A 23967-nucleotide genomic window follows, 5' to 3' on the forward strand; every position below is an offset into this window, starting at 1 on the left:
GGGTGTTCGATCTCGCCCTCCCCCCCGTCTCCCGCGGCATCCTGCTGACGCTGATCTTCGTCTCGGTCGCGATACTGGTGCTGCTCGTCAGCAACCTGATGTCGACGCGGTCGGCCGTGCGCCGCCGGCTCGCCGATACCCAATCGCTCGCCAAGGGCGGCGGCGAGGGCCTGTCGCTGCGCAACCACGCGACCCGGAACGCCTGGACGACGCTGGTCGAGACCATCGAGAAGAACGGCATCTCGCTGGCGGACACCAATCAGGGCTTGCGGGCCAAGCTGATCGCGGCGGGCTACCCCTCGCCGCTGGCGCCGCGCCTGTTCACGCTTGTCCGCCTGGTCAGCACATTGGTGCTGCCGGCAGGGTTTCTCGCGCTGCAGGTCCTGTCGCAGCACCCGCTGTCGCTGATGAAGCTCTATTTCTTTGGCGCCGGCCTGGCCCTGCTCGGCCTCTACGCCCCCAATATGTGGCTTTCCGCGAAGGTGGAGCGCCGGCAGCAGGAACTGGTCAACGGCTTTCCCGATGCGCTGGATCTGATGCTTGTCTGTGTCGAGGCCGGCCTGGGCGTGGAAGCTGCCTTCGACCGGGTCGGGCGCGAGATGGCGATCTCGCATCCGCTGGTGTCGCGCATGCTCGGCGAGGTCGTGCTCCAGCTTCGTGCCGGGCAAAGCCGCGAAGAGGCGCTGCGCCGCATGGCGGAAAGCGTCAAGGTCGACGAGATCAGGTCCTTCGCGACGCTGATCATCCAATCCGACAAGCTTGGTTCGAGCATCGGCCAGACGCTTCGCATCTATTCCGCGGAAATGCGCGAGAAGCGGCGGATGCGCGCCGAGGAGAAGGCGCATCGCCTGCCCGTGCTGCTGTCGATTCCGCTGGTTGCCTGCATGCTGCCGGTGATGATCGGCGTGCTCATGCTGCCCGCCGGCATTCGCGTGGTGCGCCTGTTGCTGCCCGCGCTGTATGGGGGACAATGATGCGAGGACGATCGACCAGCCTGGCGATCATGATGATGCTGCTGGCAAGCTGCGCGCGGGAGGCACCACGCTTTCAGGCCCGCGCGCTTCCGACCGCCGAACAGGGCGCGCCATTGGCGCAGGGCCGTATGCTCGCCGGACGCGGCGAACATGCGCTGGCGATCGACGCGTTCCGCAAGGCGGTGCGCGCCGATCCGGAGAATGTGGGCGCCTATCGCGGGCTTGCCGCCAGCTATGACGCGATCGGTCGCTTCGATCTGGGCGGTCGTTATCACGAACTCGCGCTCGCGCTCGCGCCGCGCGATCCGTCGCTGCGCGAGGAGATGGCGCAATCGCTGGAGCGGCAGGACCGGCGCGAGGATGCCGCCGCGTTGCGCCTTGAGTTCGCCGGCTCGGACGCCGCTGCGCCGGTCGCGCGCGGCCGGGTCGTCACGATGGACATCGTCGACGTGCCGCCGAAGAGCATGCTGGCCCGCCTCGAACGCGTCTCGATGGCCGAAACCCTGCTCGTCACCGATCCGCGCGCGCTGGCCCGGCGCCCAACGCCATCCGAACGCCCCGCGCTCGCGTCGGCGACGCCGCCCGCCCGCGTCGCGGCCGCACCGCTGAAGGTGATGAACGCGGTCGGCCGGCGTGGTCAGGCGGCGCGGATGCGTGGCCATCTGCTGCGATCGGGCTGGCCGGCGGTCGAGACCGGCGACTATGCCGAGCGGATCGAACAGTCCCGGTTGATCGCGCCGCCGGCATTGCGCGACGATGCGCACAGGATGATCGCGGCGCTTCCCTTCCGGGTGCGGGTCTACAGCTCGCCTCAGGCCGCCCGCATGATCCTCGTGCTCGGCGCCAACGCGATCCGGTTCGACGAGACGTTGCGCAAGGACCGTCGCCTGTGATGCGCGCCCGCGCGATCATCGCATGCGCGGCGATCGCGATGGCCACCGGCCTGAACGCGGCGGAGCCTAACCAGACCGACGACATCGCCGCGGCGATCGCGGGCGGGCGGCTGGCACAGGCGCGGGCGATGATCGCGCGCGCCGATCCCGGCGCGCCGGAGATCGCCGCCGCGCTGCCGCTGCTGACCGCCGAGCTCGCGCTGGCCGACCGGCATGACGACATCGCCTATTCCGCCTTCGTCGCCTTGCGCCGGCAGACGCCCGGCAATTGCCGCGCCGATGAAGGCTTCGCCATCGCGGCGCTGCGCCTGAACCGGATGGAAGGCGTGCGCGAGGCGCTGGAAAACACGACGCGCCAATGCCCCGATCGATGGAAGGCCTGGAACGCGCTCGGCATCGTCAGCGATTACCTGGGGCGCTGGGCGGAAAGCGACGAGGCCTATCGCCAGGCGCTGGCCGCCAGCCCGGACAAGGCGAAGATCCTCAACAATCTGGGCTATTCGATGATCCTGCGGAAGCGCCCTGCCGAGGCGATCGCGCTACTGCGCGAGGCGACGCGGCTTGCGCCGCGCAACCTGCGGGCGGCGAACAATCTCGATATCGCGCGTTCGGCGGCGGGAGAGGACATGATCGCGCAAATCCCCGACAGGGGCAGTGAGCGCTGGGCGGATCGCGTCAATAATGCCGGCTATGCCGCGTTCCTCGCGGGCGACAAGAGCCATGCCACGCGCTATCTGAGCGCGGCGGTGTCGACAGCCGATATCTATCCGGCCCGCGCCGCCGCCAACCTCGCGCTCGTCCAGGCGGTGCCATGAGCGCCGCGGACGCGATCCTCTACACCTTCTGCGCCACGATCATCCTCGCGGCGCTCCAGGACCTGGCGCAGCTCAGGATCTCAAACATCTTTCCGGTCATGCTGGTGATGCTGTTCGGCATCTGGCTCGCCGTCGTCGGCATCGAGAAGGATCTGTGGGAGAATGCCCTGCTCTTCGCGCTGAGCCTGACGATCGGCACATTCCTGTTCTCGCGCGACTGGCTTGGCGGCGGCGACGTCAAGCTGCTCGCCGCGATCATGCTCTGGTTCGATCTGTCCGGCGGGCTCGCGCTTGTCGTCTATGTCGCGATCGGCGGCGGGGTGCTCGCGCTCGCCTTCATCATCGCGCGGCGGATGATCCCCGCGCCCAGGAACGGCGGCACAAGGCCACCCGCGCTTCGGCCGCGCGGCCCGATACCCTATGGACTGGCGATCGCCGCAGGCACCCTGTTGTGCGTGACCTGGCATACGCCGAACCCGGCGGCGCCCGCCGCGCCCGCGAAGGTCGCGCAGCGCGGTTGACCGCGCGAAGCTTCGACCGCGGCGATCAATCCATCGTGTTGACGATCAGTTCGGCGCGCGATTTCACGCCCAGCTTCTGGAAGATGCTGTGCAGGTGCACCTTCACCGTTCCTTCGGTCAGGCCGCAGCGCTGAGCGATCTCGCGATTGCGCAGCCCCCGCCGGATCAGGTTCGTGATCTCGCGTTCCCGCTCGGTCAGCGCGCCGTCCTTCGTGCCCTTGCCGCCGCTGACCACCGAGTAGAGCAGCGCCTTTTCGCTGACACGCGGATCGATCCAGGTCTCGCCGCGCAGCACGATATCAATGCAGTTGAGCAATTCGAACGGATCGCCTTCCTTCAGCACGATCCCGTTCACGCCCAACTTCAGCGCCTCCACCGTCTTTTCAGGCGCGATGCCCACGGTCAGGAAGATCGCCGGCACCGCATTCTGCGCTTCCCGGACCGCCGACAGGATGGTCAGGCCGCCGCCATCCTTCATCGTCACGTCCAGGATCAGCACGTCGGGCGCCTCGCTCTCGACCTTCAGGATCGCGTCCTTCGCGGTCCGTGAGCAACAGATCACTTCATGCTGATGGCTCTTCAGGAAATGCGCGAGTCCATCCAGAAAGATCGGATGATCGTCGGCGATCAGCACTCTTGCCATCATTATCCTCGCTTCAATGGAATACGGATCGCCAGCAGCGAGCCCGAATTCACCTCTTCTGAATAAGCAACGCCGCCGAGCGACGACAATCGGCGCGACAGCGACCGGGATGCGATCCGGGCCTCGTCCGGCGTCTTGTCCCGCCTGCGGTTTTCGTTGCGCAGCGACAGGAACAGCGTGTCCTCGTCGATCGCGATCACCAGCGTCAGCCGCCGTGCGCCGGCATGCTGGACGGCATTCGCCACCGCCTCGCGCGCCAGGAACTCGACCTCAACCGCCGTGTTGCTGTCCACCGCCAGGGTTTCCTGCTGTGCGAGCAGCCGGCATTCGACGCCCCATTGGCGCGAAAGATAGGCGGCACAGGCTGTCAACTGCCCGACCAGTTCCACCCGCTGTTCGGACGCGCGATAGCTTTCGTCCAATATATCGCGCAGCCGCGCCTGTTCCTCGACGATCACCGCCTGAAGCGATGTCAGCTTCTCGCGCCGCTCGCTCGTGGTGACCGTCGCATCCTCCTCGACAAGCGATGCGATCTGGAGCCGCAGCGCGGCCAGCGTCTGCAACACGCTGTCGTGCAGGTCGCGGCTCAGCGAGTGGCGCGCATCGACGAACGCGCGCGTACGCCAGGCATTGAGGAAGAAATAGCGTTCGAACACGCCCTCGGTCAGTTCGGCGGCACGCTCGGTCTCGATCAACCCGGATTCGGACATCGGGCAGGAACCGATCACATAGACGCGCCCGACCAGTTCGCCCGCGCGCACCGGAAAGCTGCGGCCATGGCCGGCGGAAAAGGCCTCGACGATCTGTGCGGTGACGCCCGGCGCCTCCGCCACCAGCGGATGGCCCGCGCTGTCGCGGCTGAGCAGCGCGCCCGATTCATGATCGAACAGAAACGCACCCTCCGCCGCCTCGATCCGGATCAGCCGGTCCGACGCGCGCCCGACATGCGCCACTTCGGACGTCGCGCCCTGGTCATAGACCGCGAGATTGACCGGCTCGTCACTCCCTTCGCTCCAGAAGAAACCGACGCGCTCGGCACGGAACAGGTCACTCAACCGCTGCAACAGATAATCCACCGGTAAGGATCGGAAATTGCTGCCCACCATCAGCAGCTCCTCGCCCCAGAGCCTGACGGTGTTGCGGTAGGCGCGCGCGCTGGTGAGTGAGAGTGCGACGAATCCCGCCAGCGCGACGGTGGCCGCGCTGAAGCTGGGCAGCGGCAGATGCGGTTGCGGGGTGGCGAAGATCGCGGGGCCAGCCTCGCCGCGCAGAACGAACGCGATGCCGAGGACGAGCCCGGTCAACAGCGCCAGCACATTGCCGAACCGCGCCTGGATCGCGGACAGCAGCAGGATCGCCAGCAGCAATACGGGCAGGACATAGGGTTCCATGTACAGGATCATGAAACCGCAGATCAGCACGTCGCCCATCAGGATGATGGGCCAGGCATGGATGTTCGCCTTCCACGAGATCGCCGCGACCGCCGGGCAGGCGATCGCCCAGACCAGATAGGCGATGAAGAAGACGCACTCCGCGTTCAACCCGGCCAACCCCTCGGGGTGAAGCGCGCGGCACTCGATGAAGCAGGCGATGGCGACGCACAGGCGCGCGATCGTGACGGGCAGGCTCGGGCTGCGGCCGAGCGACATCGCGATCCGACGCCGACCGGATTCCAATCTGCTGCGCAATCCCACGCGGGTGTTCCCCCTTCCCGCCTCCTCTGAGACTCGCATCATATGTCACGAGTCTATCGAGCGCTATGTTCTAAAACGGGGCAGTGGATGCTGAATATATATCTAAGGATATAGATGAATCTATTACCCGAGATATAGTAAAGCACAAATAAATCCAGATTAACCCTAAATAACAGTGACTCTCGCTCGTTAGCATTGCATTAAGTAATTCTTGCAGGATCGAGTCGCGGGGTTGCGGGCTCATCTTGGAAAGCAGTCGACCAGGGCAGTCGCGAGAACAGGCGACATCCCCGGGACGTCTCTCCTTTGGAGTTGCGCGTAGTCGAATGACTAGGCGCGAGGGCGGCTAACAGCACGCAACGATGCTGCTCGCCCCGGGAAGATCCCCTCCATCGCCGGGACGGTCCCACAGTCGGTCGATTGCCGAGAGTGGGGATAGGATGATGGATTTCGATCGCACCGCAGGTAACGATTCCACCGGCACGCAGTGGGAGCGGCCCGAAGCCGATTTGACGCCCGAGCAGATGGCCGCGCGCGCCGCGCAGCAGGCTCAGGCCGTTGGCGCGGGCGCGATGCGCGTGGTGCCCGGACCGGACGGCGTGGTCGTGCTGCCCGAGGGCGTCGCGCTCGACCAGATCCGCGTCTCGGGCCGCGATCTCGTCGTCCAGCTTCCCGACGGTAGCCAGATGCTGATCGTCGATGGCGCGGTGATCGTACCGCAACTGGTGATCGGTGGCGTCGAGATTCCGCCGCTGAACCTGGCCGCATTGCTGATCGGCAATGAGCCCCAGCCCGCCGCGGGCGGCGCAGTGCAAAGCTCGGGCGGCAATTTCGCCGAGCCTGTCGGCAATATCGGCGACCCCTTCGGCCTGGGCGACCTGCTCCCCCCGACCGAACTGAACTTCAGCCAGCCCGAGGAACGGGAGATCATCCCCGGCCTGGTCGATGAGGAGCCGACGATCGGCATCATCACGCCGGACAATCCGGCGGCCGTCCAGAACGCGACCAGCAGCGTCAACGAAGCCGGCCTGCCGGCGCGCGGCGCCGAACCCGCGGGATCGAACGCATCGGCCAATTCCGAAACCACGACCGGCACCATCGTGTACGTGGCCACCGACGGGTTGCAGAGCATCACCATCAACGGCGTCGCGGTCACCCAGACCGGTCAGGTGTTCACCACGCCGCTCGGCCAGTTGACCATCACCAGCATCGCCGACGGCTCGATCGGCTATTCCTATTCGCTCACCGACAATTCGGTGGCGGCCAATCCGACAGACAGCTTCGCGGTGATCGTCACTGACGCCAATGGCGACGCCGCGTCCGCCACGCTCACCATCTCGGTCATCGACGACGTGCCGACCGCGCGCGCAGATACCGACGCGCTGGCGGCGGGCGGCTTCGGCCCAGAAACCGGCAATGTCCTGACGGGCGCAGGCACGACCAGCGGCGCCGCCGGCGTCGACACGCCGGGCGCAGACGGCGCCGCGCTCACCGGCATCCGCGCAGGCACCACCGGCAATTTCGCCACCGTCGGCACGGGCGCCAGCACGATCGCGGGCCAATATGGCACGCTGACCATCTCGGCCAACGGCAATTACAGCTATGTCCGCAATCCGGGCTCGCCCGGCGGCGTCAATGACGTGTTCGGCTATCAGATCACCGATGGCGACGGCGACACGTCCGCGACCACGCTGACCATCTCGATTCCCGACAGCCCGGTGACGCTCACCTTCGTCCCCACCACCGGTGACGGCACGGTGGTCGCGGAGGCCGGCCTGCCGGCGCGTCCCGGTGAATCGCCCGGTTCGGACCAGCAAAGCAATTCCGAGACGACTGCCGGCATCATCACCTATACGGCGCCGGACGGCCCGGCGACCGTGGCGATCAACGGCGTGACGGTGACGGGCGCGGGCCAGGTGATCGGCACGCCCACCGGCGCGCTGACGGTGACCAGTGTGGCGCCGGGGCAGATCGGATACAGCTTCACGCTGGCCGACAACACCCAGGGCGACAATAGCAGCCAGAGCTTCACGATCACCGTGACCGATGCGGACGGCGACGTCGCCACAGCGCCGCTGGTGATCCGCATCATCGACGATGTGCCGACCGCGCGCGACGATTCCGCGAGCGCGCAGGAAGACAAGCCGGTCGTCATCAATGTGCTCGCCAACGACACGCCCGGCGCGGACAGCCTCGACGTCGCGGGCAAGGTCGCACTCGGCACGCCACCGGCCAAGGGCACCGCCGTCTATAATGGCGACGGCACCTTCACCTATACGCCGACGCCCGGCCAGGAAGGGTCGGACAGCTTCACCTACACCATCACCGATGGCGACGGCGACGTTTCCACCGCCACGGTCCGGATCACGCTGGCGGCGGATTCGACGCCGACCATCGTCGCCGGCGATTCCAGCGTCGACGAAGCCGCGCTGCCCTTCGGCTCCAATCCCGGCTCGAACGCCGAGACGACGACGGGCAGCCTGGTCTTCTCGGGCGGCGGGGACAGCCTGGCCAGCCTCACCGTCGGCGGCGTCAACGTCACCAATGGCGGCACCGTCACCGGCAGCTACGGCACCTTGACGGTCACGCTCAGCGGCGGCGTCTATAGCTACAGCTACACGCTGGCCGACAATACGTCGGGCGACGACACGGCGGAGAATTTCGCGGTGGTCGCGGTCGACAGCGATGGCGACGTCGCCAACGATACGCTGACGATCGACATCATCGACGACGTGCCGACCGCGCGCGACGATACCGACAGCCTGCCGGCCGCGAGCACACAGCCGGAAACCGGCAACGTCATCACCGGCGCTGGCACGACCAGCGGCGCGACGGGCGCCGACACGCCGGGCGCTGACGGCGCACAGGTCACCGGCGTCTCGCACGGCGCCAACAGCGTCGCCGCGGGCACGGCGATCGCCGGGGATCATGGTACGCTGACGCTGAACGCGGACGGCAGCTACAGCTATGTCCGCACGCCGGGCACGCCCAGCGGCGTCACCGAGGTCTTCACCTATACGCTCACTGACGGCGACGGCGACGTCTCCACGGCGACGCTCACCCTCTCGATCGGCGATTCCACGCCCAGCGTGAATATCCCGGCACCCGGCGGCGCCACGACGACCGTTTATGAAGCCGCGCTCGCGGCGCGTGGCGCCGAACCGCAGGGAACCGGCGAGGAAGCGGCGCCCGGCGCGAATGGCGACACGCGCGAGGCGGTCAGCGGCACGATCACCTTCTCGTCGCCCGACGGCATCGGCACGCTCTCGCTCGGCGGGACGGTGCTCACGCCCGGCAGCCTGCCGCAGACCGTGGCCAGCAACGCCACTGGCACGCTCGTCGTCACCGGTTTCAGCTATGATCCGGTCAGCGGCGCGGGCAGCATCGCCTATACCTATATGCTTGCGGACAACACGCTGACCGATCCGTCAAATGCCAGCTTCGCGCTGGTGCTGACCGATGGGGATGGAGACAGCGCGCCGGCGGGCAATCTCGTCATCACCATCGTCGACGACGCGCCCATCGCCCGGCCCGATGTCGACAGCGTCAGCGAGGATGGACCGCTGGTCGCCGACGGCAACGTCCTGACCGGCGTGGGCGGCGGCACCGCCGACAGCCAGGGGGCGGACGGCGCGGGCGTGGTCGCGGTGGCGTTCGGCGCCAACCAGGGCACGCTCGGCAATCCGCTTGCCGGCGCCTATGGCGATCTCGTCCTCACCAGCGCGGGCACCTATACCTACACGCTCGATCCGTCGAACCCGGCGGTGCAGACGCTGGCGCCCGGCGAAACCCTCACCGAGGTCTTCACCTACACGCTGCGCGACGGTGACGGCGATCCGGCGGTCACGACGCTGACCATCATCATCAACGGCGCCGATGACGGCGTGACGATCAACGGCCTCGATGGCGCGGGCGCCGAGGAAGTCGTCAACGAAGACGATCTGTTCGACGGCTCGTCGCCCGACGCGGCGGCGCTGACGCAGACCGGCACCTTCTCCGTCTCCACGCCCGACGGGCTGGACGACGTCACCGTCGGCGGCGTCGCCGTCGTCACCAACGGCGTCTTCACGCCCAAGGTGATCGACACGCCCGCCGGCGCGCTCAGCATCACCGGCTTCACGCCCAGCGTCGCGCCGGATGGCACGATCACCGGCGGAACCTTCAGCTACAGCTATGTGCTGCAGGACAATCTCCTGACCCACCCGCTCCAGGGCGAGGACAGCCTTCTCGAAAGCTTCGCGGTCACGCTGACGGACAGCGACGGATCCTCGGATACCGCCTCGCTCGACATCCGCATCATCGACGATGTGCCGACCGCGCAGAACGACGTCGCGGCGGCGGCCGAGAACACGCCGGTCGTCATCGACGTGCTCGCCAACGATATTCGCGGCGCGGACGGGGTCAGCAACGCCACCGGCGTAGCGCTCGCCACCCAGGCGACCAAGGGCGTCGCTGTCTATAACGGCAACGGCACCTTCACCTACACCGCCGCGCCCGGCGCGCAGGGCAATGACAGCTTCACATACACGATCACCGACGGCGACGGCGATACCTCCACCGCGCTGGTGACGATCACCTTGCCCGGCGATTCCGAACCGATCGTCTCGGCGACCGACCTGACGGTGAACGAAGCCGGCCTGCCTAGTGGATCCAATGCGGGATCGAACAGCGAGACCGCCGGCGGCGCGCTCACCATCAACACGGGCAACGACAGCATCGGCAAGGTCGAGATCCAGAACGCCCAGGGCGTCTGGATCGACGTTACCGCCGGCGGCAACGTGCAGGGTGACGACGGCGTGCTCGTCGTCTCGGTCAATGCCGGGGTCTACAGCTATGTCTATACGCTGACACAGAATCTGCCGACGCATCCGGACAATATCATCGATCTCGACGGCGATCGCGGCGCCGACGACGCGATCCCCGGTGACAGCTTCGCGGTGCGCGTCACCGACAATGAGGGTGATGTCAGCCCGATCGACACGATCGACGTGACCGTGCTCGACGACGGTCCGACCGCGGTAAACGATGCTGCGCAGAGCGTGGTCGAAGGCGGGACGCCGATCGGCGGCAATGTCCTGACGAACGATGTGCAGGGCGCCGACGGCGCGACCATGACCTCGGTCACGATCGGCGGCACCACCACCGCGATCGCGGCGGTCGGCACCACACCCGTCGTCACCGCCAATGGCAGCTACAGCTTCACCGCCGCTGGCGCCTGGACCTTTGCGCCCAACGGCAACATCGCCAATGGCGGTGCGGATGCCGATGCCTCGTTCAGCTACACGATCACCGATGGCGACGGCGACGTCTCGACCGCGAACCAGCCGATCACGATCAGCGACGGCGCGGGTCCGTCGATCACCGACAATGCCGAGCTCCGCGTCGACGAAGAGGGGCTGAACACCGCCGGCGCGACCGGCACCAGCGCCGGATCCGGCGTGGCGGCGGACAGCGACACGATCAGCTTCCAGGCCGGATCCGACGCGGTCACCTCGGTCGCGTTCGGTGACGTCGCCGGCATCACCGTCGACGTCAACGGCGTCGCCGGACCGGATATCGTCTGGACGCCGACCGGCCCGACCGTGATCACCGGATCGATCAACGGCCTTCCCGCGATCACGATCACCCTGACTCCGCCGGTGCTGCCCGTGGCGGCCGGCGCGTCCGGCCAGGCGACGGTGTCGGTCACGCTGACCGACAATTTTCCGCACCCCGATGCGAGTGGTGAGAACGTCATCACGCTCAACGGGGTGACGGTGGTCGTCAACGATCTCGACGGCGACGCGACCCCCGCGACCGTGTTGATCGAGATCGTTGACGACATCCCGACGGTGACTGCGGTGCGCGGCGGATCGGGCGTCACGCTCGACGAGACCAGCGCGGCCATTCCCGGCTTCCCGATCTCGCAGACCAGCGCCGCGGCGGTGGTTTCCGCGAGCCTCGTCTTCGGCGCGGACGGCCCGGCGGCCGCGAACGCGACCAGCTATGGCCTGGCGCTGACCGGCAACGGCGCGACGAGCCTGAAGACCGCGATCGGCGATTTCGCGATCACCCTGGTGCAGACCGATGCCGATACGATCACCGGCACCTATAACGGCAACAACACCGCCTTCACGCTCTCGATCGACGGCGACGGCAAGCTGACGGTCGTCCAGTCGGTCGCGCTGGAGCACAATGTCGACGGCAGCGACGCCGCCGCGCACAATGATCCGCTCGACCTCTCCGGACTCGTCGTCGCGACAGTGACCATCGAGGATGGCGACGGCGACACCGCCAGCGGCCAGGCCGCGATCGGCAATCTCGTCACCTTCCTCGACGATGGCCCGACCATCGCGGTCTCGGCGGGGGACGATGCCGGTATCGTCCTGACCACCGAGGATGCCGCGACGATCGGGCTGAACAGCGACACAGCGGTTTCCCTCGCCAGTTTCGGCAACGTGTTCGGCCAGACCTCGTCGCCGGGTGCCGATGGCGGCTCCGCGCCGGTCTGGGGCTATCAACTCGCCGTGACCAACGGCGCGTCCGGGCTGAGCAGCGCGGGCGAACCAATCACGCTTTCGATGTCGGGCAGCACGGTCGAAGGGCGCACCGCCTCCAACGGACTGATCTTCTCGGTCGCGGTCGACGCGAACGGCGTCGTCACGCTCACCCAGTATCAGCAGATCGACCATGCCGACGAAGCGCCCAATTCGGGCGCGCCATTCGATGACCAGTTCGCGACCCTGGCGGCCGGCCGGATCACGCTGACCGGCACGGCGACGATCACCGACAATGACGGCGATACCGCCAGCGACAGCAAGACGATCGACCTGGGCGGCAACATCCGCTTCGCCGATCACGGGCCAACGATCGGGCTGGTCGATGGGGCCACGCCGCTGCTGTCGGTCGATGAGACCAATCTCGGCGTCAACGACACCGACAGCTTCGCCGGCGCCTTTGGCGCGCAATTCGGGGCCGACGGCCCGGCGGCGGGCGGCGGCACCAGCTACGCGCTCGATGTCATTACCGGCCCCTCCGGCCTGATCGACACGGCGAGCGGCGAAGCAGTGCTGCTGCGCGTCAATCCCGCGGGCACGCTGGTCGAAGGGTATTTCGGCGGCGGCGCGGGCACGGTGGTGTTCACGCTCTCAGTGAATCCGGCCAATGGCTCGGTGACGCTCGACCAGATCCGCGCGGTGATGCACACGCCGGATACGGGCGCGGACCAGTCGGTATCGATCGCCTCCAACCTGATCACGCTGACCGCGACCGCCGAGGATTTCGACGGCGACACCGCCAGCGCGACCCTGTCGATCGGCGATCGGATCGAGTTCCGCGACGATGCGCCGACCGCCAACACGGCGACCAGCGCCGGCTCGGTCGACGAGGACGGCCTGGCGAATGGCCTGGCCGGCGCACAGGCGGGCAATCCCGGCGATATCGCGGGCGAGGCCGTGGCCGCGACCGGATCGGTCTCCGGCCTGTTCAACCCCGGCGCCGATGGCGGCCTGAGCTATCAGCTCCTGAATGCCACCGGCGGCCTGCCGGCGCTCAGCTCGGGCGGAACCGGGCTCGTCTACAGCGTCGTCGGCAACACCCTGACCGCGACCGCCGGCCCGGGCGGGCTGACGGTGTTCACCTTCACGCTCACCGCCGGAACCGGCGACTGGACCTTCACGCTCGCGCGTCCGCTCGATCATGCGAACGGCAATGGCGAGAACGACCTGACGATCGATTTCGGTTCGCTGATCCAGGCGACCGACAAGGACGGCGACGCCGTCCCGGCCACAGGCTCGGTGATCGTCACGATCGACGACGACAGCCCGGTCGCCGCCAATGACACCGACGCGGTGGTCGAGGATGGGCCGCTGGTCGCCAATGGCAACGTCATCACCGGCGCGGGCAGCGACGGCCTGGTGGGCGGCGCCGATGGCCTGGGCGCGGATGGCGCGGCGGTTGGCGGACCGGTCACCGCGATCGCCTTCGGCGCCACCAGCGGCACGATCGGCAACGGCCTTGCCGGCAGCTACGGCACGCTGACCATCAACGCGGACGGCAGCTACCAATATCTGCTCGACAACAACAACCCGGCGGTCCAGGCGCTCGACGCCACCGATCCGGCGCTGACCGAGGTCTTCACCTACACCATCACCGATCGCGACGGCGACACCGCCACCGCGACACTGACCATCTCGATCACCGGCGCGAATGATGGCCCGGTGATCGGCAACGACACCAGCACGGTTTCAGAGGAAGGCCTTCCCGGCGGCATCGCCGATACGGCCGGCACCAACGACACCACCAACAGCGCGACCGATACGACCGGCCACATCACGGTCACCGATCCCGATGGCGATCCGGTGACGCTGACGCTGGGCGATCCCGGCGCGGTGCTCACCGCCGATGGCGCCGCCGTCACCTGGACGGGCGTGGGCACCAAGACGCTGATCGGCTCGGTCGGCCCGACCGAAGTGATCCGCATCGTCATCCAGGACAATGGCGACTACACCGTCACCCTCTCGCAATCGGTCGATCATGCGATCACCGGCCTGGAGACGGCGGGCGAGGACCAGCGCAGCTTCAACGTGCCCGTCAACGCATCCGACGGCACCGTCACCAACACCAATAACGGCGCGATCACGATCACGATCGAGGACGACAGCCCCGACGCGGTGGACGATGACGTGTCCGCGACCGAGTCGGGCTCAGTTCCCGACACGCTGACCGGCAATGTGTTGACCAACGACGCCAGCGGCGCCGACACGCCGGCGGCGGTGGTGTCGATCACCGGCGGCACGCTCGGCAACCCGATCGTCGGCCTGCACGGCACGCTCACCATCTCGGCATCCGGTGCGTACAGCTATGTACCCAATGCCTCGGTCGCGGCGGGCGCGATCGACAGCTTCAGCTATACGATGCGCGATGCCGATGGCGACACATCGACGGCGGTGCTGCGCTTCACCTTCACGGGCGACGTCAATACGCCGACCGCCGCCAACGTCGCCGCCTCGGTTGACGATGACGGCGTGGCCGGCGGCAACGCCGCCAGCACGCTTGGCGATCTCAACGCCAATAGCGGCGACGCCGATGGCCCGGCTTCGAGCGAGGCGAGCTTCTCCGGCAATCTCGGCTTCAACTATGGGCTGGACGGCGCGGCCGGACCGGCGACCAATTTCAGCTTCACCACGGCGTCGGGAACGGTCGGCACCGAAAGCGTCAGCTACGCCTGGAACGATGCGGGCAGCACGCTGACCGCGACGATCACCGCGAGCAGCGATGCCGCGCGGATCGGCCAGACGCTGTTCACGGTGTTGGTGAACCAGACGACGGGCGACTACACGCTCACGCTGGTCCGCAACGTCCTGCACGAAACGCTCGACACACTGCCCGGTGACAATAGCGAGAATGACGCCACGGCAGCGCTTTCCTATACCGTCAACGACAGCGACGGATCGCCCGCGACCGGTAGCCTGACGATCACCTTCGACGACGACATGCCGAGCGCGACCAACGAGCCCGCCGGCTCGCTGGCGGAAGGCACGAGCTTGCCCGGCAGCTTCGACTTCGTCGGCGGCGCCGACGGCGCGACCGTCACCGCGATCAACGGCACGGCGCTCGCCTTCCAGCCCGACGGCTACAGCCAGTCGATCGATGTCGGCGATGCCTCGATCCGCGTGAAGGCGGACGGCAGCTATATCGTCACCGCCGATCCGGCGGTGATCGGGGTAGGCTCCGCATCAGGCAGCTTCACCGTCACCGACGCCGATGGCGATGCGGTCACCGCGACATTCAGCTTCTCGATCACCGATGCGAACGTGCCGACGGCCGGCGCCAGCGCCGCCTCGGTCGATGATGACGGCCTGGCGGGCGGCAATGCCGCCAGCACTTTGGGCGATCTCGACGCCAATATCGGCGATGCCGATGGCGCCTTGTCGAGCGAAGCCAGCTTCTCCGGCATCCTGACCCATGATTTCGGCGCTGACGGCGCGGGCACGATCAGCTTCGCCTCGCTCCATGGAACCGGCGGCACCGTCGGCCAGGAGAATGTCACCTATAGCTGGAACGCCGGCACCAACACGCTCACAGCGACCGGCCCGCGCGGCGCGCTCTTCTCGGTCCACGTCACTAATCCGGCGACGGGCGCCTATACCGTCACGCTGCTCGACAATGTCCTGCAGGCGCAAGGCCCGAACAACGAGAATGATGCGACCGTGTCGCTCTCCTATTCGGTCACCGACGCGGACGGCTCCGTCGCCGCCGTCCCCGGCACGCTCACCATCACCTTCGACGATGACGCGCCGACGCTCACCGTATCCGACACACCGACCACGGCGATCGAAGGCGGTCCCGCCGTCAACGGCACCTGGTCGCTCGCACCGGGCGCGGACGGCGTCACTTCGCTCGCGGTCTCGTTCGGCGCGGCATCGGGCACGCTCACCCTGCCCGCGGGCGCCAATGTCGTGCTCGTCCAGCCAACCGGCACGCTCACCGTGCGCGCCGACGGCACCTTCTCGTTCCTGGCCGCAACAGGCCAGGACAATGACCTGTCTCCGCAAGCGACCTTCACACTGACCGCGACCGATGGCGACGGCGATACCAGCGCCGACAGCCTGACCATCGCCATCCAGGACGGCACGCCGGCGGGCAACGCGGCGCCGGTTACGCTTCTGGTCGATGAAGCGGCGCTGTCGTTCGGATCAAATCCCGGCTCCACGGCGGAAACCGACAACGCACCCTCGCTGAGCTTCACGGCCGGTTCGGATGCGCTGACAACCTTCCGCTTCTCGACCGATCTCAGCCATCTCGTCGCCAATATCGACGGCACGGGCACCGACCTGTTCTGGACGCGCTCAGGCGACGGCCAGACCATCATCGGATCGCTGACTTCAGGGGGACCGGCCGCGATCACGCTGAGCCTTTCGGCGCCAGCGAGCATCGCGGCCGGCGCGACCGGAAACGTGACCGTGACGGTGACGCTGGCGGACAATCTGCCGCACCAGCTCGCACTGGCGGCGCAGACACAGAGCATCGGCCATGCCATTGTCGAAGCCCTCGACAATGACGGAGACACTGCCACGGGCCAGGTGTTTGTCGACGTCAAGGACGATATCGCAACTGCGGCGGCCGATACCGACAGCGTCACCGAGGATGGCCCGACAACAGCTACCGGCAACGTGATCACGGCGATCGACATCCTGGTGTCGCCTGACGCAAATGTCACCGACGGGACGGCCGATATACAAGGCGCTGACGGCGTCACCGTTACCGGCGTGGCAGCCGGCACGCCGGCCAGCGCATCCGGCAATGTCGGAATCGGCGTGGCGGGCACATATGGCACGCTGACGCTGAACGCCAATGGCAGCTATGGCTATGTCCTCAACAATGCCAGCCCGTTGGTGCAAGGGCTCGATACCGGCGAGAGCGTCACCGACACCTTCACCTATACGATCACCGATGGCGATGGCGACGTCTCGACGACGACGCTCACGGTGACCGTCAACGGTGCGAACGATGCGCCGGTCACGCTCAACAGCCATACATGGATGTCCAGCGATCCCGCGCAGCAGACGGCTTCGACGCCAACCTATGCGGACGGCTATCCGATCGACGTCCAGATTCCGACCGATGTGGATATCGAGAATCTGATCGTCACTTCCACCAATGCGCCGGTGGGCGTCTTCTACTTCGATGGTGCGAACTATATTCCGCTCGCGGCCAATACGGTTCTCTACAATCCAAATCTCGGCATCAACCTGCTCGACGATCTGGTCTATCGCCCGACCGCGACCGCCAACGATGTCGTGACGGTTCCGCTGAATCTAAGCGTCACCGACGGCACGGCCACCGTCAATCAGGTCGTGACGATCCATGAAGTCGTGCCGACACGGCTGCCGGGTCAGAACGTGCAGGTTGGCAGCGACGCGGGTTCTCCGCTGACATCGGGCAACGATGTGACCAACAGTTTCACACTCAACGCCGATTTCGCGGCCGGCCTGGCGGGCAATGCCGGCATCGCGGTGATCAATGTCTTCACGGACTTCCAGCAGCAGCCCAACGCAATACCGGTCCCGGCGGGCGAACGCGATCCGACCACCTTCGGCGCGAACAATGCCGGCAGCCATCGCGAGCAGGAAGTGCAGGTCGAGCTTCGCATCGGCGCCAATCGCTTCGTGATCGTGGAGGACGACCTTACTGCAGCGACCTTCGAGCAGAGCTGGTTCTACGACAGCGCGACGGGGTTGATGCGGGCGACCGTCAGCTACAACAATGTCTATCTGCTCGACGGATCAGGCAATGCCACCGCGACGACACTGGCGCAGTTCCTGACGGCAAACCCCGCCCAGGCCGGCGACACCTGGACCGTCAGCTATTTCGACAATGACGGCGGCAATTACCAGGCGCGCCTGGCGCGCTTCGAATTCTCTTACAATGATGCAGGCAATCCGGCGATCAATGTCCAGGGCGATACGACGCTTCCGGACCTGATCTACGGCACGTCGGGCAATGACACGCTCGCTGGCAATGGCGGCAATGACACCATCATCGGGCGGGGCGGCAACGACCAGATCAGCGGCGGCGACGGCAATGATCTGCTGAACGGCAATGACGGCGACGACGTCATCAACGGCAATGCCGGCGACGACACGCTGAACGGCGGGCCGGGGATCGATACGCTGGACGGCGGAACGGGCACCAACATCGTCGTGCCGCCGGTCGTGCTCGACCTTGATGGCGACGGGGTGGAACTCGTTTCCCGCGATGCAGGAGTCGTGTTCGACTATGATGGCGACGGTAATGCCGAAGCGACCGCCTGGGCAGGGCCCGACGACGGCTTCCTTGTCTATGACAGCAACGGCGATCCTCTGGTCACCAACGGTTCCGAACTCGTCCTGACCAGCCACGCCGCAGGGGCGACCACCGATCTCGAAGCGCTGGCGATCGCGTTCGACACCAATCATGATGGCGTGCTCTCCGCCGCCGACGCCGATTTCGGCAAGTTCGGCGTGTGGCAGGACGCCAATGGCAACGGCATCACCGATCCAGGCGAATTCCGCACATTGTCCGAAGCCGGAATCGTCAGCCTATCGCTGACGTCCGACGGCAACGCCCGCACTGCCGCGAACGGCGACGCCGTCGTTTACGGCGAAACCCAATATGTGCGGAGCGACGGCAGCATCGGCATTGCCGCCGACGCGGCGTTCGCGACGGGCGGATCGGCCAAGGAAGATCAGAAAGCTGCGAGCGCTTTCGCGAACCCCGGCTTCGGCCAGGCGCTCGTAGCCGCCGGGCTTGTGGCGGCACAGGCGGCTTACGCCACCCCACCGACACCGCCACAGCCCGGCACCGATACAAGCGGCAACGACACCGCGGCGACCGGGGATGCACCGGCCCGGCCCGAAGCCTCCGCATCGGATGCGCCGCACGGCGATCTGTTCGAAATCGCGGCGGACGATCATCACGTGACGGAGCCGGCCGCACCGACGCAGACATCACATGCTGGCGACACCGCCGATCAGGGGCACGCGGGCGGCCTGCAGGGCGACGATGCGCCCGCGCGTTCGGCCGACATGTCCACCGGAGATGCCGCACAGGATGGCGCGGACGCGCCGACGCCCGCGCCGGTGTTCGTCGATATGGCGCCGATCCCGGCGATCGCGGCCGCCGCGCTCGCAGCGGCTGCGGCACATGGCGATGCCCCGCGACCCGCTCTCGGCGAGATCGTCGCCGACGCGCTGGCGGGCGGATCGGGTCCGGACATCGATGCCTTGCTCGCGAGCCTGCCGGGCAATGCGAACGGCGGATCGAACGTCGTCGCGCTGTTCGGCGGGCCGGCGGCCGAACTCGCCATGGCGGGCTGGGCGGGCACCGCTCCGCATGCCGATCCGGTGGCCGCGGCGCACGAGGCGGCGATGGCCGTCACGCACGCCGTGGCCGCGCATTGAGGAAACAAGAAGCGATGGGGGACGGGATGATGATGAAATCAGCTCTCGGAGCGGCCGCGTTGGGCACCGCGATGATGATGGCGACGACAAGCGCGCACGCGCAGGCGAGCCCGCGCTCGCCGCTGCTCGACTTGCCGCAATCGCAACTGCGCGGCGAACTGGAGACGCGTTACCAGAGCGCGCTCGCGGCGACGCTCGCGCTCGACGTCAAGCGATCGGAGGATGTCCGTTACATCTGGGCGTCCGAGGCCAAGGTTCAGTGCGGAATCGCGATCGGCTATCTCAAGACGCGCACGGTGGATGCGGACAGCATCAACAAATGCGATGCCTTCACCGCGCGCCTCAGCCAAGTGCCGCCGCCGCCCGCCCCGTCATTGCCGCCGCCGCAGCCGCCCGAGCCAGCCTGTTCGGTGCCGCCCGTGGTTTCGGTCTTCTTCGACTGGGACGTCGACGTGCCGCCGGCCGATGCGCGCTCCACGCTCGAACAGGTGGTGCAGAGCCGCGCGATGTGCGGCTGGCGTCGGATCGAAGTGATCGGCCATACCGACCGCTCCGGCACCGACGGCTATAATCTCGGCCTGTCGAACCGCCGCGCGAACAACGTCGCGGCTTTGCTCGAAGCCGCCGGCGTGCCGCGCGGCGAGCTGGCGATCACCGGCCGCGGCGAATCCCAACTGAAGGTCGAGACGCTCGACGGCGTCCGCGAACCGATGAACCGCCGTGTCGAGATCGTCACGGTCGGATCGGGTCAATAGAGGGGGGTGGTGTCATGACTGCAAGCAGCAAGAGGAAATGGCTTCTCGCTTTTCCCGGCGCGTTCATGCTGAGCGTGGCGGGCGTGGCGCCGGCACAGGAGATCGACCTGAAATCGGCGATCCAGGCCGCACTGGAGAATAATCCGGAGGTCAACCAGGCCGCGCAGAACAAGGAAGCGATCGAGTTCGAGCGCAAACAGGCGCAGGGGTTGTTCCTGCCGCGCATCAGCGTGGAGGGCTCAGCCGGGATCCGTCGCCTCGAAAACGCGACCCGCCGCGCGCTCAACATCGCGGATCAGACGCTCTACCCGCTGGAAGCCAATGCGCTGGCCGAACAGGTCGTGTTCGATTCCGGCGGCCGCAGCGCCGAGCTGAAGCGCCAGGCCGCGCGCACCGACGGCGCCGCGCTGCGGGTGGAGGAGCGCTCGGAATTCGTCGCGCTCAACGTCGCCCGGCAATATCTCGACTATCTTCTGCAGGAACGCATCGTCGCCGCGTCCGACGACAATGTGACCTTCCATCAGAAGCTTGTCGGCGATCTGCGCGAAGGCGTCGCCAAGGGATCGATCAGCATCGCCGATCAGCAGCAGGCGGAGGAACGCTTCCAGGCCGCGAAGGTTCGCCGCACCGAGGCGCAGGAGGATCTGGCGAACGCCGCCATATCGTTCCGCACGCTGACCGGGCTTACGCTCACCCAGGCCTCCATGCCCGCGTCACCGCGCCCGAAGGTGCCGCCGACGCTGGCCGAGGCGGTGGAGCAGGCGCGCGAGCGCAACCCGCGCGTGCGCGAGGCGATGGCCGATATCGACGCCGCCTATGCGATGGTCGACAAGGCGGGTGCGGATCTGGGGCCGACCGTCTCGCTCGAAGGGCGTGGACGCATTGGCGAGGATATCGACGGTTTCCGTGGCAGCACCAACGACCTTCAGGGCCGCGTCGTGCTGCGCTGGAACCTGTTCGACGGCGGCATCAACCGCGCGAAGAAGCAGGAGATGGTGCGCCGCGCGAGCGAGGCCCGTTTCCGCATGCATCAGCTCTCGCGCGAGGCGGAAGAAGATGTCCGTCGCGCCTGGAACCGCTGGACGAGCCAGGAACAGCTCTTCGCGGACCTGCAGCAGCAGAGCCGGGTCGCCGACGACCTGCTGCTCTCCTATCGCGAGCAGTTCAATGTCGGGCGCCGTTCGCTGCTCGACGTGCTGGATTCGCAGAACACGCGCTACAATGTCCAGGTTCGCGCCGAGACCGCGCGCTTCTCGCAGATGTTCGGGCTCTATCAGGTGCTGGCCGCGACCAATCAGTTGCTGACGGCGATGGAGGTGGCGGCGCCGAGCGCGGCCAAGACCTATGCCCGTGAGCGCTTCAACGTGAAGGCGACCGCGCCGGCGGAGCTCATGGAAAGGCGGTATCCCGACTGACTTAGAGCATCGTGCGGAAAAGTGGGAACCGGTTTTCCGTTAAAACGATGCGATCACAAATAGCTGGAACAGGCTGCGCGATTCGGATTTCGCGCAGCCTGTTCCAGGGGTTCGTCGAGACACAGTGGTGGGAGTGTCGAGGTGAGTTTGTCAGGTTGGTATGAAGAGGCCGTCCGGCCCGATGGGCAGGACGATGTCCTGGCGTGCATCGAGCATGTCGCGCGGTGGTTCGACCGGTCGGCGTCGCCCGTCGCCGTGAAGGCGGGGCTGGCGCTCGACGAGTCGGGCCGGTTCCCCTTTCATCAGATCGAGCCCGCCCTCGACCGGTTCGGGCTCAGCGGGGAGCGGTTGCGTGGCGGACCGGCGCGATGGCGCGCGGCGGATCTGCCCGCCATCGTCCGGCTGGTCGATGGTCACGCGGCGGTGCTGCTCGGCGTCAATGACGGGCAATTCGAGATCCAGCTTCCGGGCCGCGACGCCTCCTTCTGGATCGACAGCGCGGAACTCCAGCGCTTCTACGATGGCGACGCGATTTCGGTGGCCGCCGATCCCACGCGCGAGCGTGCCGATGAACGACCATGGGACCGGCTGAAGCGCACGCACTGGTTCTGGAGCGAGGTCTGGAAGGTCCGCCGGTCCTTCGGCTTCGTCGCGCTGGCGGCAGTGCTCATCAACCTGCTCGGCTTCGCGCTCCCGCTGTTCACGATGAACGTCTATGACCGCGTCATCCCCAATCGCGCGGCGGCAAGCCTGTGGGTGCTCGCGCTCGGCGTGCTCATCGCCTTCCTGCTCGAATTCTCGTTGCGGCTCGCGCGCGCGCGGCTGATCGACGAAACCGGCCGGGACCTCGATTCCAGATTGTCGCAAAAACTGTTCGAAAAGGTGATGAATATCCCGCTGGCCGCCAAGCAGGGCAGCACCGGGGCGTTCGCGCGGCGCGTCTCCGAATATGAGATGGTTCGCGAATTCTTCGCCTCGACCACCGTCGTGCTCGCGATCGACGTCGTCTTCCTGTTCCTGTTCGTCGCGTTGATGGCGGTGCTCGCGGGCTGGCTCGCCCTGGTTCCGGTCGTCGCCATCGCCGTGATGGCCTTTGCCGGACTCACGCTGCAAAAGGCGATGGCGACCGCGGCGGTCGAGGCGCAGGCGGATTCGAGCCTGCAGCATTCGGTGCTGATCGAATCCATCGGCGGCATGGAGACGCTCAAGGCGTGCCGCGCCGAGGGTCGCATGCTCGGCCGCTGGAAACGCTATGCCGATATGAGCGCCGCCACCCAGGAACGGCTGCGCCGCCTGACCGCGATGGGCGTCAATCTCGCCTCGCTCTGCCAGCAGGCGACCAGCATCAGCCTGGTGATCGGCGGCTTCTACATGTTCAACGCGGGATCGATCTCGATGGGCGCGATCATCGCAATCGTGATGCTCGCGGGCCGTTCGCTCTCCCCCGTCGGCCAGCTCGCCTATCTGATGACGCGCGCGCGCCAGGCGATGGTGACGCTCGACAGCCTGCAAACGATGATGGGTTTCGACGACGAACGCGATCAGGGCAGCCGATCGGTGGTGCCACAGATCCGCGAGGGCGTGATCGCGCTCGAACACCTCGAATTTTCCTATCCGAACAGCAGCACACCGTCGTTGAACGACCTTTCGATCGCGATCCGCCCCGGCGAGCGCATCGGCGTGATCGGGCGGGTGGCGTCGGGCAAATCGACCTTCGGCCGGTTGCTGTGTGGCCTGTATCGCCCCAGCGGCGGCCACTATCTGATCGACGGGCTCGACAGCCGGCAGCATCATCCGCACGAGATCCGCTCCGCATTCCGCTATGTCGGGCAGGACGCGGAGCTGTTCAGCGGCACGATCCGCGACAACCTCGCGCTCGGCTCCACCCTCACCAACGACGACGCGCTTGTCGAAGCGTTGCGGGAATCGGGCGCGGGCACCTTCCTCGCGCGCGACGCGGCGGGTTTCGATCTTCATGTCGGCGAGCGCGGCAGCCGGCTGTCCGGCGGGCAGCGCAGCTTCTTGGTGCTGGCGCGCGCGCTGGTCGAGCCCTGCCGCCTGCTCTTCCTCGATGAACCGACCGGCGCGATGGACACCCAGACAGAACGGCTCTTCATCGAGCATCTGGCAAAGGCGCTGACGCCGGACCAGACGCTGGTGGTGTCGACGCATCGTAACGCGATGCTCGCCATCGTCGACCGGCTGATCGTGATCGATCAGGGCCGGATCGTCGCGGACGGCCCGCGCGACACCGTGCTCGGAACCCTCGCCGCCGCGGGAGAAAAACAATGAGACTGGTGCAGACCGCACATCCGGCAACACGCGTGCGCAGGGT

Annotated in this window: 10 protein-coding genes; 8 read left to right on the top strand and 2 right to left on the bottom strand. The window is 67.0% G+C overall.

Features of this window, described 5'->3' with window-relative positions:
• The first annotated feature begins 2 nt into the window (after positions 1-2).
• Genes ACODTA_RS25375 through ACODTA_RS25390 form a run of 4 tightly spaced genes read left to right on the top strand, consistent with a single transcriptional unit; the run spans position 3 to position 3203 of the window.
• The gene (locus ACODTA_RS25375; RefSeq protein WP_489069931.1) at positions 3-974 is read left to right on the top strand and encodes a type II secretion system F family protein; all 972 of its coding nucleotides are present in this window, start codon (positions 3-5) and stop codon (positions 972-974) included.
• Positions 974-1867: a LytR C-terminal domain-containing protein gene (locus tag ACODTA_RS25380; protein ID WP_489069933.1), complete on the top strand. Its 894-nt coding sequence runs from the start codon at positions 974-976 to the stop codon at positions 1865-1867. The genes ACODTA_RS25375 and ACODTA_RS25380 overlap by 1 nt, the downstream gene beginning before the upstream one ends.
• Positions 1864-2682: a tetratricopeptide repeat protein gene (locus ACODTA_RS25385; RefSeq protein WP_489069935.1), complete on the top strand. Its 819-nt coding sequence runs from the start codon at positions 1864-1866 to the stop codon at positions 2680-2682. The genes ACODTA_RS25380 and ACODTA_RS25385 overlap by 4 nt, the downstream gene beginning before the upstream one ends.
• On the top strand, positions 2679-3203 hold the full coding sequence (locus ACODTA_RS25390) for an A24 family peptidase (protein ID WP_489069937.1): 525 nt from the start codon (positions 2679-2681) through the stop codon (positions 3201-3203). Before ACODTA_RS25385 ends, ACODTA_RS25390 begins: the two co-directional genes overlap by 4 nt.
• A 25-nt stretch (positions 3204-3228) precedes the next feature.
• Here the strand turns inward: ACODTA_RS25390 and ACODTA_RS25395 are convergent, their stop codons facing one another.
• Positions 3229-3846: a response regulator gene (locus tag ACODTA_RS25395; RefSeq protein WP_489069938.1), complete on the bottom strand. Its 618-nt coding sequence runs from the start codon at positions 3844-3846 to the stop codon at positions 3229-3231.
• Between the two features lie 2 nt (positions 3847-3848).
• Positions 3849-5495 (bottom strand): sensor histidine kinase, encoded by a 1647-nt coding sequence (locus ACODTA_RS25400; RefSeq protein ID WP_489069939.1) that lies wholly within the window; start codon positions 5493-5495, stop codon positions 3849-3851.
• A gap of 488 nt (positions 5496-5983) precedes the next feature.
• On the opposite strand from ACODTA_RS25400, the gene ACODTA_RS25405 reads away from it, so the two are divergent.
• From ACODTA_RS25405 to ACODTA_RS25420, 4 genes are all read left to right on the top strand, one after another.
• A complete protein-coding gene (locus ACODTA_RS25405; RefSeq protein ID WP_489069940.1) occupies positions 5984-19462 on the top strand; it encodes a beta strand repeat-containing protein in 13479 nt (4492 codons plus the stop codon).
• A gap of 32 nt (positions 19463-19494) precedes the next feature.
• Positions 19495-20217: an OmpA family protein gene (locus ACODTA_RS25410; protein WP_489069941.1), complete on the top strand. Its 723-nt coding sequence runs from the start codon at positions 19495-19497 to the stop codon at positions 20215-20217.
• Positions 20218-20231: 14 nt separating this feature from the next.
• Positions 20232-21632: a TolC family protein gene (locus ACODTA_RS25415; RefSeq protein WP_489069942.1), complete on the top strand. Its 1401-nt coding sequence runs from the start codon at positions 20232-20234 to the stop codon at positions 21630-21632.
• A gap of 141 nt (positions 21633-21773) precedes the next feature.
• Positions 21774-23924: a type I secretion system permease/ATPase gene (locus tag ACODTA_RS25420; RefSeq protein ID WP_489069944.1), complete on the top strand. Its 2151-nt coding sequence runs from the start codon at positions 21774-21776 to the stop codon at positions 23922-23924.
• The last annotated feature ends 43 nt before the right edge of the window (positions 23925-23967 follow it).

Source organism: Sphingomonas sp. FG14 (genome assembly GCF_057809675.1).